Here is a 14,178-nt window from a genome sequence, read left to right on the forward strand (position 1 = left end):
ACCGCGCGCCTTGCATCAACTCAATGCTCCAACACGCGATAGAAACGCAGCGGATGCTTCAGCGCGTCCGGATCCTGGAGCAGCAAGGTGCCATTGGTGAAGCTCAGGCCGTTCGCCAGCGTCGTCCAGTCCACCAGGTTGGTGCTCGCCTGAAGTTCAAAATGGGCGACGTCATCAGGCGAAAGCGAGCCGCCGTCGGCGTCGGCTGAATCGAGTTGCAGGGTGCCGTCCGGAAGCAGCGTCGGCGCCGTCAGCCGTTGCGGGACGCGCACGGTGAGCAGCGCATTGCTGCTGGCCGCGTTGCCCGCGTCGTTGGTGACGAGCACCGAGTAGAGACCGGAGTTGGTGCGCGTGACGTTGGCCAGCGACAGGACCGCCTGCGTCGCGCCCGGGATCGCGTCCCCATCCTTCTGCCACTGATACAGCAAGGGTGGCGTGCCGAAGACAGACACGCCCAACGTGACATTTGCGCCACCCAGCACGTTTGTGCCGGCGGGTTGCGCAACGAGGGCGGGCGCAACCGGCGTAAGGATGAGTTGGTCCACCCAGGCGGCATCCTGCCCGGCACTGCCGCTCCCGTCCTTGGCATAGGTCCATTGGAGGATTTGATTTCCCGGCGGCGTGGTGAGGGTGCACTGCTGCCAGCCGCTTTCGCCGGAAAGGTTCGTCAGCACCACGCCACCCGCCGCGAAGGTCAGGAAATCGTGGTTCGTTTCGGACGACACCTTCCACCAGAAGCTGACGGTCAGCGGCCCGGCCACCCACAGCCGCATGGACGACGCCGTGTTGTCACCGATCTCGGCGCTTTGCGCGGCATTGATGCCGTCGTGGCTGACGCCGGTCTGGCCATACCATTGCGGACTGCCGCGCGAACTGACGACCAACGCCGGCGTGTCGAGCGCGTCCGGCAAGAGCACGGCGGGAAACGCGCGCGTCGTCAGCAGCGCCAAGGTGAGGTAGGTGGAACCGTCCAGCGCGCTCACGCCGCTCAACCCCGGCGGGACATTGGTCAGCAAGGGTGCATTGGGCGTCCACGCCCAGGGCAAGACCGTGCCATTGGTGCGCTCCGCCGCATTGGCGCAAACGGCCGCCATTCCGGGCAGATTGGTGGATGCGTTGTAATAGATGCCCCAGTTCTGCATCGTGCCGTCGCGTTTCAGGACCGAGCCGTAGCTGCTTTCCAGGGCGAGGTCCAGCACGTTGGAGTTAGCGGAGGCCGGCGGCGCGATGCCGCTGCCCGCAGTGGTGAACACGGTGCCGTCCGCGCGCAACGCGGCAAAGCCATTGTTGAATCGCGTCAACGCCACAACATTGGTCAGTTGCGGATATTGGTTGGTTTCGCCGGTGCTCGAGAGTCGAATCACCGTTCCGTCTGCTTTCAAAAACGTGCCGCCGGCGGAATCCGCCTCGACCGCCACCACGCCCGCAAGTCCCGCCACAGCGTTGGAGAAGGCCGTGCTGACATTCCACGTGGCCACGGTTCCGTCCCCCCGCAACGCCAGCCGAAAAGGATAGCCCAGCGCGACCTGCACCACATTGGTGACATTGGCGGGAATGTTCGTGCTCTCCAGTCCCCACACCGTAACCGTGCCGTCCGCACGCAGGGCGGCCGCCAGCTGCGGGCCTGCCGCCACGGCCACGGCATTCGTCAGGCTCGCCGGCACGTTGGTCAGGCTGTAGGTGCTGTTGCCCCACGCCACCACCGAAACGGGCATCAGCGTGGCGATCGAACTGGTCACCGCGCCAAAGGCATTGCTGGCAATGAAACGGTATTGCCCGCCGCTGTTCATGCGCACCGGAGCGAACGGCAAATCCGCGTTCGTGGCCGCGGCGAGGTCCTGACCGTTGAACTGCCATTGGCAATGCAACGGGCCGGAGCCGATGGGCACGGCGGTAAATGTGAACGCGCTGCCAACAGAGGGGCGGTTAGTGGCGGCCGGGAAGCTGAGCAACGCCGGCGCGCCGTCGAGCACGGTGACCGGCACGGGCACGCTGGTGGCCACGCCGAACGCGTTGCTCACGGTGAGCTGATAGACGCCGGCGTCGGCAGCCTGCGCGGCGGTGATTGACAGGCTCGCATCGGTGTCCGGCAGGTTCGTGCCGTTCAACGACCACGAGTAAAACAGGGGTGCGGCTCCGCTGACGCCCGCATTCAACGCAAAGGGGCTGCCGGTAAACGCCGTCCCGCCGACCGGCTCGCGCAAAATCACGGGTGCGCCGTCACCGACCAGGGCGAGGCTGTGCGCCGAGCCCGCTGCGATGGCCACCACGTTGGACAACGCCGCGGGAACATTCGTCTGGCCGTATGAATTCAATCCCCAGGCGACCACCTGACCGTTCGACCGCAGCGCCAGCGAATGACCGCCACCTTGAGTCGCGGGAGAAGTGGCGGTGGCAATCGCCGTCACATCGGTCAAACTCGCGGGCACGTTCGTTTGCACCGGGTATACCAGGTAGGAGCCCCAAGCCACCACGCGCCCATCCGCCTTCAAGGCGAGACTTGAATTGTAGCCCGCGGCAACCGCCACCACGTTGCTGAGGCCGGACACCAGACTGAAGTCACTGGACAGTTTCACGCCACCCGGATAGTAGGCGCCCCACTGCACCACGGTCCCGTCACTGCGTGTCGCGAGGCTGTAGCCGACCCCATCCGCAATGCTCGTGAGCTCGGACAGGCCCACCGCCGGCGCGGGAATGTTGCGCGTGGTGCCCCATTCGTAAACGGTTCCTTCCCGGCGCAACGCGAGGCTGTGATTGTTGCCACCAGTGACGGCCACCACGTTGCTTACGGTGGCCGGCACATTCGTCACCGTTCCTGTGCCCCACGAGACGACCGTCCCGTCCGCCAGCGTGGCCAGCGCATGCAAGTTGCCGGCCCCGATCGCGACCACGTTGGTCAGGCCGGGCGGAACGTTGGTCACCGGACCGCCGCCCCAGACGACCACGGTGCCGTCGCCCTTCAACGCAAGCGAAAACGCGGCGCCACCGGCGATCGCCACCACGTTGCTCAGACCCGGCGGCGGCAGGGCCTGCCCGAGGCTGTTGTTGCCCCAGGCGGCGACGGGTCCAAACGTCAGCCAGGCGCTGCTGCTCACCGCCACGCCCACGGCGTTGCTGACGGCGAATTGATACCCACCGAGGTCATTGGTTCCGACGGCGGCAATGGCGTAACTCGCATTCGTGGCGCCCGGAATGTCCGCCCCGTTGAAACGCCATTGATACGTCAGGGCGGAGCCCGCGCCCGCCGCGGTGAATGTGGTGGGCAGACCGCACGGCACGGAACGGCCGACGGGTGGCGTCGTCACGGAAGGCGGGACCAGCACCGCAAGCGCCGCGTTGGAGCTGGTCACCGAGGCACCCGCGTTGGCCGCCACCACCGTGTAATTGCCCGCATCGGCCGTCTGCGCGTTTGAAATGCCCAGACTCGCCGTCAACGCGCCGGTGATGCGGGCGTTGTCAATCAGCGGCGAGCCGTTGAGATACCACTGATAGCGGATCGGCTCCGAGCCTTCGGCTGCCGCGCTGAACACCACGTTGGAACCCACTGCCGTAATCTGGCTCACCGGCTGGAGCGTGAACGCCGGCGGAATCAGCACCGTCAAGCTCGCGACCGTGCTGGTTGCGGTGCCGGCGGCATTGGACGCCACCAGCCAGTAGTTCGCCGCGTCGTCGGTCAGCAAATTGGAAACCGTCAGCGCAGGCGTGGTCGCGCCGCTAATGCGGTCACCGTCCAGCAAAGCCGTGCCCGCGCGGAACCATTGGTAGCTCAGCGGCTCGCTGCCCGTCACGCTGGCGGTGAAGGTGGCATTGCTGCCCACAAGATTGGTCTGGTTCGCCGGCGGTTGGGCAATGACTGGCGGCACGATGAAGACGGTGACCGTCGCCACGGCGCTGGTGGCCGCGCCCAAGCTGTTGGTGACGATGAACGAATACCCGCCGGTGTCGGCCAGCTGGGCGTTGGCAATGCTCAGGCGGCTGGTCCGCGCGCCGGAGATGCGGCCGCCATCGGCCAGATTGGTGCCGTTGAAACGCCATTGATAATCAAGCGGCAACTGCCCTCCCGCCGCGCCCGCAAGCTGGAAGGTGGCCGCCAGCGGCACGGCCACATCGGCGGGTGACGCCAGCACGGTGGGCGGACCGCCATACGGCACCTGGTTCTGGTAAATCTGGATGTTCGCGTCGTAGGCGTTGCAAAAGACAAGGTCCGGACGACCGTCGCCATCGAGGTCGCCCGCCGCGATGCCCCACGCGTTCCAACCGGTGCCGAAATCCACGCGCGGCAAAAACGAGGCGCTGGTGAAACTTCCCGGCGTGCTGGCGTTCTGGAAGATGGCCATGTAGCTGGGCAGCTCTCCCACCACGCCAATGTCCGGCTTCCCATCGCCATTGAAGTCCGCCACCGAAACGGTGTGCATCCAGCCGGGCGTGCCAAAGTCCACGTGAGGCGCAAAGGAACTGGCCGTCAACGCGCCGCCGCCGACGTTGCAATACACGTTGATGGCATTGCTCTGCACCGAACCGACCACGAGATCGAGCTTGCCGTCGCCATCCAAATCAACGGCGGCAATGGTGGAGGCATTGATGCCAGCCGGCAGGTCGATGCGCGGTGCAAAGGAGGCCGCCGTGAGCCCCCCCGGCGTGGCCAGATTGGGATAAATCGAAACGGTGTTGTTGTCGGAGTTGGCCACCGCGAGGTCCGGTTTCCCGTCGCCGTCCAGATCGGCCAACGTCGCTTCATACGGTCCGCCGGGTGCCGCGAGCACCACGGGTGCCGCAAACGAGGCGGCATTCAACATCCCCACCGTGCCGACGTTGTGAAAGATCGAAATGGTCTTCGCGCCGTAATTCAGCGCCACGAGATCCGCCCGCCCGTCGCCGTCCAGATCCGCCGCGGTGACAAAGCGACAATCACTGCCGGTGGCCAGGCTGAAGGCGGGTTCAAACGAACTGCCCGTCAACGTCCCCGGCACGGCGAGATTGTGAAACACGGAAACCCGCGCGCCGTTCACTTCCGCGGCCACCAGGTCCAGCCGCCCGTCGCCATCCAAATCCACCGCCCGCAGCCGATACGGCGTGCCACCCGTGCCGGTGCCGGGAAACGGCAGATCCAGCCGCGCCGCAAAGGAAGCCGCGCCCAGCAGCGCGCCGTTGGAGCTGAGGTTCCGAAAAATCGCAACGGCGTGATTGTCCCCCGTGACCAGCGCAATCTCCGGTTTGCCGTCGCCATCCAAATCCGCCACGACGCACGAGCCCGGGCCGCCGCCGGTGCCAAGGTTGAAGCTGGACGCAAAGTTGGTGGTGGCCACGTTGGCGCCGCTGCCGGTGAACGTGGGCTCGAAGAGCGCATCGGAAGCGGCCACCAACCCGCCCACGGCCACCGTGATCGGACCGAAGGTCGCGCCGACCGGCGCGCGCACTGTGAGTTGCGAGGCGCTGGCCGACAGCACGGGCGCCGCGACCGCGCCGAAAAAGACCCGGTTGCTGACCGCGACCGGATTGAAATTCGTGCCCGTGATCGTGACCACGGCGCCGGGACTCGCCATCGTCGGGGTGATGCCGGTGATGAACGGCACGCCCGACGGCGGCAGTTCCACGGTCAGCGCGGCATTCAGGCTGTAAGCCACCCAGCCCGGGCTGCTCACGCCCACCGAATAAAAGCCGGCCTGCGCGGGCTGCACGTTCGTGAGCGTCAATACGGCGTTGGTTTCATCCGCCAGCAGGTTGGTGCCGTTGAGATACCATTGAAACGTCGTGGGCGGCGCGCCCGTGGCCGTCACGCTGAACGTCGCGCGGCCACCCCAAAGCACCGTCTGCGCCTGGGGCTGCTGCAAAATCACCGGCGGCAGTTGCACCGTCAGCACCGCCGGCGCACTGGTCACGCTGCCGTAAAGGTTCGTCACCACAACGGCGTAGCTGCCCGCATCCGCCGCCTGCACATTCGTCAAAACCAGGCTGACATCCGTGCGGCCGGGCAAGTTCGTGCCGTTGAACTGCCATTGGTAAGCCAGCGGCGCCGTGCCGCCCGCGCTGACATTGAAGGTCGCCGTGTCATAAGCCTTGACCGTCTGACTGATGGGCCCGGCGACAACGGCGGGCGGCAGCCACACCGTCAGCACGGCATTGGTGGTGGCGCTCCCGTGCGAATTGCTGACCGTGATCTGGTAGGTGCCCGCGTCGGCCGCATCGACGTTGTTGAGGGTTAGTGTTGAACTGGTCGCGCCGGTGATGTGCGGGTTGTCCATCAGGTTGGTGCCGTTCAGCGACCACTGATACGTGAGTGTGCCCGGGCCGGTGGCGGCCACGGTGAACACGGCATTCGCTCCAGCCAGCACGCTCTGATTTTGCGGCGCGGTGGTGATGGTCGGATCCGAGGCTCCCCATGCGACCAGCGGGAGCAGGAGGAAATGCGCGAGGAAAACGTGCGTGCGGAATTTGCCCGGCAGAAACGCAGCCCGGTAATTCATAATGTGTTTGAAAACCTCACCCGTGTTGCGGCTAAAATGAATTTCTATGGAACCGCATGATACTCCCCAAGGCAACCGCCGTGCGCAAGGAGCGAGCCGACCGGGATGCCTACGCAATGTTACGGACGGCGCCGCACCCGGCGGGACCAGCGTTTGCATTTGACGGGAGGCGTTTGACCTTCCCCTACCACTTTGCTCCAGCTTCATCACACCACTCTGGGCGCGGGCGAACCGCTGGTCATGTTGCATGGCCTGCTGGGCTCGCATCAAAACCTCCTGCCCGCCGCCCGCGCATTCGCCGGACATTTTCAGGTCTTCGCCGTGGATCAGCGGAATCACGGCCACTCGCCGCATCACGAGGAGATGCATTACGGCGCCCTGGCCGACGATGTCGCGCGCTTTCTGGACCAGCAGGGCCTCGCGGCCGCCCACGTGCTCGGGCATTCGATGGGCGGCAAAACGGCGATGCAACTCGCGTTGCAGCACTCGGACCGCGTCCGTAAACTGGTCGTTGTGGACATGGCCCCGCGCGCGTATGGAGCACGTTTTGACCGCCTGCTGCGCGCCCTGCACGATCTGCGCCCCGAACGCTTCGCCACCCGGCACGAAGCGGATCAGGCCCTCACCGCGGCCGTGCCGGAAACGGCGTTGCGCCAGTTTCTCCTGAAAAACCTGATGCCCGGCGAGCACGGCGGTTATCGCTGGCGCATTCACCTGGACGGCATCGCCGCCAATTACGACCGCTTGCGTGAGGCGGTCCGGGGCGACACGCCCTTCGCCGGGGAAACCCTGTTTCTGCTAGGTGGCGATTCGGATTACGTCAGCGCCGCCGACCGTCCCCAAATCCAGCGGCTCTTCCCGCGGGTCCAATTCGCGACAATTCCCGGCGCCGGCCACTGGGTGCACGCGGAACAGCCGGAGGCGTTCGCGAACGCTGTGCTGCACTTCCTGCGCGCCCGGCCCGGCGGCCTCGCGTGAGGAATCGCTCCAGCCCTGGTCAAACGACTTGGCGCCGCGCCACCGCGCGTTTGGGCCGCTCGGATGGAAAGTGGGGCGCCCGCGCGAATTGAACTTTGCCAACGCCAGCGCGTCTGTTAAGAGAACCCACGTCAAACCACCGGGCGAACCATGGCGCCAGATCCAAATCCAGTCTCGCAGCCGTTCCCGGCCAGGAGCGGACGGCGATTGCAGTCATTGCGCCTGCTGGGCATGGCCGTGTTTTTTCTGCTGACGCTCAATTTGCGCGCCGCGCTGCAATTCGACGTCTTTCTCGGCCTCGACAACTACATTCCCGAAGCGAGCTGGTTTCCCATCATCTGCGAGGTCAACAACGACGGGCCCGCATTTCAGGGCGTGATTGAAGTGACCGGCGGCGGCATGGGTCAGGGCGGTTACGCACGGCTGGTGCCCGTGGAACTGCCCACCGGCACGCGCAAGCGGGTCACCATCCCCCTCTTCTGTGCCAATTCCTACAACGGCGAATGGGACGTCCGCCTCAAGGATGAACAGGGCCGGACGCGCGCCGAACAGCTCAGCCTCCGCCCGCGCGGCATCGTCAAACGCAGCACGGTCCTGCTCGGCTCCGTCTCGCGGACATTTAGTTGGACGCCGAGCTTTCAACGCGTCGCCGACAACCAGACCCAGTGGCAGCCCGCCGCCGCCCGCTTCCAGCCCACGCTGCTGCCCGACAACCCCATTGTGCTCGAAGGGCTGGATGCGTTGTATTTGAGTTCGGAACGCGCCGCCGACCTGCGCGCCTCCCAGGTCGCCGCCATCCAGTCGTGGATCAACAGCGGCGGTCACCTGATCGTGGCCGTGGACCAGATCAGCGACGTCAACAGCCTGGCCTGGTTGCGCGCGCTGGTCCCGGTGGAGTTGGACGGCGTGCAGCAGGTGCACCCCGGCACGGCGCTCGAAGACTGGCTCCGTTCGCCCGTCAAACCGTCCCTCGCCAAATATGTGCCGCGCACCGGCGGCTCGCATTCCGGCCCGCCGAAAAAGCCGGACGTGACGCTGGAGACGCCGTTCGGCGACGCGCAAAACGATGCGGCCTTCGACGAAGCCGGGTTGAACCTTGCCACCGGCCGGGTGCGGGAAGGAACCCCGCTCGTGTCGGTCGGGAGCACGCCCCTCATCGTCACCACCACGCGCGGCAACGGGCGCATCACCGTGTTGCTCTTCAGCCCGGAGCGCGAGCCCGTCAAGTCCTGGCGCAACCAGCCGGCGTTCTGGTCGCGCTTGGCCCAGGTGCCGCCGCGTTGGTATGCCTCGACGGAGAGTTATTACCCGAGCGGCTGGGGCGTGGACGGCATCTTCGGCGCGATGATTGACAGCCGGCAGGTGCGCAAACTACCCATCGGCTGGCTGTTGCTGATGTTGCTGGCCTACCTCGCCGTCATCGGTCCCGTGGACCAGATCTGGCTGCGCAAGCTCGGCAAGCCCATGCTGACCTGGATCACCTTCCCCTGCTACGTCGTGTTGTTCTCCGTGTTGATCTACCTCGTCGGCTACAAGCTCCGTGCCGGTGAATCCGAATGGAACGAACTGCACGTGGTGGACGTCTTCCCCGCGGGGAATCGCACGGAACTGCGCGGCCACACCTTTGGCTCCATCTACTCGCCCGTGAACCAGCGTTACGAATTCGCCGGCGCCGCCAAGGCCACCGCCTTCCGCGGCGAATTCTCGGGCAACTGGAACACGCAGTCCGAAAGCGATCGCGGCCGCGTGGTCCAGTCCGAAAGCTCGTTCAAGGCGGACCTGTTCGTCCCCGTCTGGACGTGCCAGTTGTTCGAGAACGACTGGTTGCAGACCGCGGATGCGCCGTTCTTCGCCGCACTGGACAAGAACGGGGCCAACTGGACGCTCAAGGTGCAGAACCGGCTCACCAAACCGTTGACGCACGTGCGCATCGTCCTCGACGGGTTCCTCTACGAACTGGGCGATGTGCCCGCCGGCCAGACGCGCGAATGGTCGCAGACCACTGCCACCGGCAGCACGTCGCTGCCGGACTTTGTGAACCGCTACGGCAACGGCTTCCAGAACGCCGTGCAACAACGCCGCGCCGCGTTTGGCGGCATGGAAAGCGGACGGTTGAACGACCTGCCCAATGACAGCGTCGCCGCCTCGTTCCTCGGCAACCTGCAGGCCGGCCAGAATTATTACACGTTCATCTGCCCGCCCGCGTTCGACCTCTCGGGCGCGGCCGGGCAGAACAACGCCATCGTCCTGGCCTGGTCCGCGGGCGAATCCCCCATCAAACCGCTCAACCAGTTTGCGACGCGCCGGAAGACCGTGAACACGCTCTGGCGGGAAACGCTCCCGCTGCCTTCAACCCATTGACGCCATGCCCACCGAGACCGCCACCACCATCGCCGCCGCGCCGCCGGTGGCCGCCGTCCAGACCTTCGGCCTCAGCCGCATGTATGGCGCGCTCGCCGCGCTCAGCAATCTCGACCTCACCGTCAACAAGGGCGATTTGTTCGGCTTCATCGGCTCGAACGGCGCCGGCAAGACCACGACGCTCCGCATCCTCGCCACCTTTCTCACCCCCACGGCGGGCCGCGCCCTGATCTTCGGCAAGGACGTCGTGGCGGACGCCGACGCCGTCCGCCACATCATCGGTTACATGCCGGACTTTTTCGGCGTTTACAAGGACATGGAGGTGACCGAATACCTCGATTTCTTCGGCGCCTGCTACAAAATCCCCTCCGCCAAACGCGAACGCACCGTGCTGGACGTGCTGGAACTCGTGGGCCTCAGCGAAAAGAAGGGCGCACTCATCGGCGCCTTGAGCCGCGGCATGCAGCAGCGCCTCGGCCTCGCCCGCGTGCTCATCCACGACCCGCAATTGCTGCTGCTGGACGAACCCGCCTCCGGCCTCGATCCGCGCGCGCGCATCGAAATGATGGCCATCCTGCAGGAGCTGCAGCGCATGGGCAAAACCATCATCATCTCGTCCCATATCCTCAGCGAGCTGCAAACGCTCTGCAATCGCGTGTGCATCATCGAAAAGGGCCGGCTCATCTACAGCGGCCCGGTCCAGGGCGTGCGCGACCAGATGCAGCAAAACCGCGTCGTCTGGGCGCGCGTTGCCTCCGACCAGGACCAGGCCGTGGAGTTGCTCAAGGCGCGCCCGGAAATCACGGAGGTGGCCACCGTGGACGGCGAAATCAAAATCACCCTGGCCAGCCTCGACACCGACCACAGCATCGTCGCCAGCACGCTCGTGCTCGGCGGCGCCAGGCTGATTGAACTGCGCGAGGACGAAATCGGCCTCGAAGAAGTCTTCATGCGCGTCACCAAGGGCGAAACGCAGTAAACAAGCCCGCGCTCCGGCCGTCGCATTCCAGGGCGCGTCCCGCTTGTGTTTCCCCGCCGACCCGCGTGGCCGTTCGCGCCGGTTAAGCCGACGAGGACGTCGGCGCTCCCCGGGCCCGGCGCCGCGGCGCCCGCACGATCCCCCGCCGCCGTTTCCCTGTTGCCCCATCCGCAGTCTTGCTCCAAGTTCACGCCGATGTCGGCGAGCCGCAGCCAGCCCTCGATGCTCCGCCCTGACCGCCCGGAGATCTCCCGGCTGGTCTGGGCGCTGGCGGCTTCCCTCCTCCTGCATGCCGCCTGTTACGGCGTCTATGAAGCCGGCAAGAAGGCGCATCTCTGGGACCGGATTCACCTGCCGGCCTGGGTTCAGGCCCTGGTCAAGGCTACGCTGCCGCAGGTCAAGGACGCCGCCAAACAGCCGCCCGCGCAGCGCGAACCACCGCTCATGTTCGTCGAGGTGAATCCCGACACCGCCGTCGCCGAGCCGCCGAAGAACGCCAAATACTACGCCGCCCAGAGCACGCGCGCCGCCAATCCCGACGCCGAACGCGAAACGGACGTGCCACAAATCTCCGGCACACAGGAGCACGTCATGCACACCGAGGATACGCAACGCTCCAAGGCGCAGCCGCTCCAGCCGGCGCCCGCGCCCCCCGCGCCCGCCCCGGAGAAGGCGGCGCCGCCCAAACCCGCCCTTCAGCCGGGCGACCTCACCCTGGCCAAGCCGCAACCCGAAACAGCCCGCGCGGACGAGACACCCCGCCCCCGCCCGCGCACCGTGGCCGAGGCCAAGGCCCGGCTCGCCCAGCTCCAACACGCCAGCCCGACCACCAATCAAAAGGCGCGGCAGGACGGCGGCGTGCGCCAGCGCAACGTCGTCTCCTCGCTCGATGCGATCGGTTCGCCCTTTGGCGCCTACGATGCCACCATCGTCGCCGCCATTCAGAACCGCTGGTATGACCTGCTCGACGAGCGCCGCTACGCCAGCGACCAGTCCGGCCGCGTCGTGATTGAATTCCGCCTGAACTACGACGGCCGCATCAGCGACCTCAAGGTCGTGGACTCCAGCGTGGACGAAATTCTCTCGCTGCTGTGCCAGAAGGCCATCCTCGACCCCTCGCCCTACGCCAAATGGCCCAGTGACATGCGCCGCAAGGTGGACGCCGATTACCGGGAAGTGCGGTTCACGTTTTACTACAACTAGAATCACTTGAACAATTCCCGCCGCATTCAGTCAATTTAGGACAAGCTAATGGAACTGCTCGTTTATTTGCTGCTCATCACCACCTCCGTCACCGGTCTGGGATTCGTCATCGAACGCGGCCTCGCGCTCCGCTGGCGCAAGGTGATCCCCCCGGAAATTGAATCCGCGGTGGATTCCTGTCAGACCCGCAATGACGTGCCGATGCTGCGCCGCGTCTGTGAACAGCACGCCTCCCCCATCGCCCGCCTGCTGAAAATCGCCGCGGACCACCTCGACCAGCCCAAGGCCGACAACGTGGACGCCGTGCAAACCCGCGCGCGCCACGAAATCGTGAAGCTCGAACGCGGGCTGGTCGTGCTGGAAATCATTGTCGGCATCGCGCCGCTCATCGGCCTCGTCGGCACCATCGCCGGCATGATGACGCTCTTCGGCGACCTGGGGCAGACCGGCCTGAACGACGTGGCCAAGCTCGCCGGCGGCATCGGGCTCATCCTGCGCGCCACGCTGTTCGGCCTGCTCATCGCCATCCCCGCGCTCATCGCCTGGAGCTACTTCAACAAGAAGGTGGAAGTGCTCGGCGTCGAAATGGAACGGCTCTGCGAGGAATTTGTGCGCCGCCTCTACCGCGAAGAAAAGCAATAACCGGCCATGCGTTTTCCCATCCGCAAACGCCGTCAAACCCCGGCGGTCATCATCGTCGCCCTGATCGACGTGCTGATCGTGATGCTCATCTTCCTGCTCGTCACCACCTCGTTCAAACAGCAGCCGGCACTGCGCCTCGCCCTGCCCGAATCCTCCGCCGCCGCCAAGTCCGGCGCCAACGACGAACCGCCATTGATCGTGAGCATTGACGCCAGCGGCACCCTGCGCCTGGGACCCGACGCCCGGGCCGTCACCCGCGACCGGCTGAAGGAAGAATTGCTCGCCGAAGCCACCAAAAATCCCGCCGTCAAACTCGCCATCAACGCCGACAAGGCGGCCCCGTTTGGCCAGATCGTGATGGTGATGGACGCCGCCAAAGCCGCCGGCATCAAAGGCGTCAACGCCTTCACCAAGCAGGCCGCCAAATAACCGCCCCGCCTGCGCGGGAGGGAGAGGGCTGGGGTGAGGTAGGGTCAGCCATGAACTAGGCCAAACAAATATCTTGCCGCCCGCCAAAAGTCAGCCTTCAATTCCATTATGCACGAGCGAACTAGGCCAAATCGCCCCGCGCTAGACCTTACCCGCGTTTGGCCGAATACATGTTAGGCGTATCGGGCACATCACACAAAAATATGACCACAACAACAGCCAAGAGATTCGGGATTCTGTTTTATAGCATCGCCACAGTTCTAGTTTTACTCGGTGTCGCACTGAATATTTCCGGTTCTGTGCGCACCGGCACTTTGCTTATCGGCATGAGCATAGTCTTGGCGTGCAGCACGGCAGTCAGACTCGGACATTTGAAGAGATGGTAGTCATGGATGATACGCCTAACAAGTCGCCGGAGCCAACCGCCGTTGGCGCTGTCAGTTCCGCTATCGCGGTTCACGTCACGAGTCGGCGGTGGCTCAGCTTTTTTCGTTAGGCCGCTACACACGTCATGACATCTGGACGCCACAACGACTACTACTGGATTCAGTGGCAGAGCGCATTTCTGGATGCGTTGCTGCGACGTGTTCCTCAGATTGTCCTTGGTCGTTACCTCGTCAACACCAGTTTCGACAGCGGCAGTCTCACGCTTTCCGACGAGGAGCGTCAGTCGGGATGGCGGTCGGTTGGCTCGCTTACCTATAGCCCGCGTATCACGGACGCAGCGATACCGCATGACCAGTTCGACGAGTGGTTGGTGTTTTCGCGGTCCACGGAGGTTCAGTCTTGGAAGCCGCTTGTGAATTATTGCGGCTTCTCTCTCACCGACACGAATTACGATGGGATGCAGGATGAGTTGTGGGAGCAGGTTGATAGTGTTCGTCCCGAATCTTACTTGGCAGAGGGTGACCGATTGATTTTCATTACCAGCAGCCGGGAGTTGCATGAGCTTGCACTTGCACAGAGAGAGTTGGACACGACCGCGGTCTCGTAAGAAACTAGGCGTGTAAGTTCAGGTGGTGGTGATGAGTTTAAAGCCGAGGGCGGTGGCGGATTGGTGGAGGCGTTGAATCTGCTTGAGCTTCAGTTTTTCTTCGGCGTGTTGCCACACGGTCGGGTCGT

8 protein-coding genes are annotated in these 14,178 nt (G+C 64.9%); 7 read left to right on the forward strand and 1 reads right to left on the reverse strand.

What is annotated here, in order from left to right; all coding sequences use genetic code 11:
• Nucleotides 1–20: 20 nt before the first annotated feature.
• Nucleotides 21–6,464 carry an immunoglobulin domain-containing protein gene (locus tag VFV96_17820; GenBank protein ID HEU5072265.1) on the reverse strand — a complete coding sequence of 2,148 codons (6,444 nt, stop codon included), beginning with the start codon at nt 6,462–6,464 and terminating at the stop codon, nt 21–23.
• Nucleotides 6,465–6,656: 192 nt separating this feature from the next.
• On the opposite strand from VFV96_17820, the gene VFV96_17825 reads away from it, so the two are divergent.
• The 7 genes from VFV96_17825 (at nt 6,657) to VFV96_17855 (ending at nt 14,050) form a co-directional block, all read left to right on the forward strand.
• Nucleotides 6,657–7,442 (forward strand): alpha/beta fold hydrolase, encoded by a 786-nt coding sequence (locus VFV96_17825; protein HEU5072266.1) that lies wholly within the window; start codon nt 6,657–6,659, stop codon nt 7,440–7,442.
• 150 nt (nt 7,443–7,592) lie between these two features.
• Nucleotides 7,593–9,803, forward strand: coding sequence for a hypothetical protein (locus VFV96_17830; protein HEU5072267.1), 2,211 nt, complete (start codon nt 7,593–7,595; stop codon nt 9,801–9,803).
• Nucleotides 9,804–9,807: 4 nt separating this feature from the next.
• Entirely contained in the window at nt 9,808–10,782 is a 975-nt protein-coding gene (locus VFV96_17835; GenBank protein HEU5072268.1) for an ABC transporter ATP-binding protein, read from the forward strand.
• A 195-nt stretch (nt 10,783–10,977) separates the two neighbouring features.
• A complete protein-coding gene (locus tag VFV96_17840) occupies nt 10,978–11,985 on the forward strand; it encodes a TonB C-terminal domain-containing protein (protein HEU5072269.1) in 1,008 nt (335 codons plus the stop codon).
• A gap of 48 nt (nt 11,986–12,033) precedes the next feature.
• Nucleotides 12,034–12,627 carry a MotA/TolQ/ExbB proton channel family protein gene (locus tag VFV96_17845; GenBank protein ID HEU5072270.1) on the forward strand — a complete coding sequence of 198 codons (594 nt, stop codon included), beginning with the start codon at nt 12,034–12,036 and terminating at the stop codon, nt 12,625–12,627.
• 6 nt (nt 12,628–12,633) lie between these two features.
• Nucleotides 12,634–13,056, forward strand: a complete 423-nt coding sequence (locus VFV96_17850; protein HEU5072271.1) for a biopolymer transporter ExbD — start codon at nt 12,634–12,636, stop codon at nt 13,054–13,056.
• A 511-nt stretch (nt 13,057–13,567) separates the two neighbouring features.
• The gene (locus tag VFV96_17855; protein ID HEU5072272.1) at nt 13,568–14,050 is read left to right on the forward strand and encodes a hypothetical protein; all 483 of its coding nucleotides are present in this window, start codon (nt 13,568–13,570) and stop codon (nt 14,048–14,050) included.
• Nucleotides 14,051–14,178 lie beyond the last annotated feature (128 nt).

This window comes from Verrucomicrobiia bacterium (assembly GCA_035765895.1).
In the GTDB taxonomy this organism is placed as follows: Bacteria; Verrucomicrobiota; Verrucomicrobiia; order Limisphaerales; family DSYF01; genus DSYF01.

Excerpts from the sequence above, each read along its gene's own strand:
- VFV96_17840 (HEU5072269.1), top strand. The coding sequence starts at position 10,978 with ATGTCGGCGAGCCGCAGCCAGCCCTCGATGCTCCGCCCTGACCGCCCG.
- VFV96_17830 (HEU5072267.1), top strand. The coding sequence starts at position 7,593 with ATGGCGCCAGATCCAAATCCAGTCTCGCAGCCGTTCCCGGCCAGGAGC.
- VFV96_17850 (HEU5072271.1), top strand. The coding sequence starts at position 12,634 with ATGCGTTTTCCCATCCGCAAACGCCGTCAAACCCCGGCGGTCATCATC.
- VFV96_17845 (HEU5072270.1), top strand. The coding sequence starts at position 12,034 with ATGGAACTGCTCGTTTATTTGCTGCTCATCACCACCTCCGTCACCGGT.
- VFV96_17855 (HEU5072272.1), top strand. The coding sequence starts at position 13,568 with ATGACATCTGGACGCCACAACGACTACTACTGGATTCAGTGGCAGAGC.
- VFV96_17835 (HEU5072268.1), top strand. The coding sequence starts at position 9,808 with ATGCCCACCGAGACCGCCACCACCATCGCCGCCGCGCCGCCGGTGGCC.
- VFV96_17820 (HEU5072265.1), bottom strand. The coding sequence starts at position 6,464 with ATGAATTACCGGGCTGCGTTTCTGCCGGGCAAATTCCGCACGCACGTT.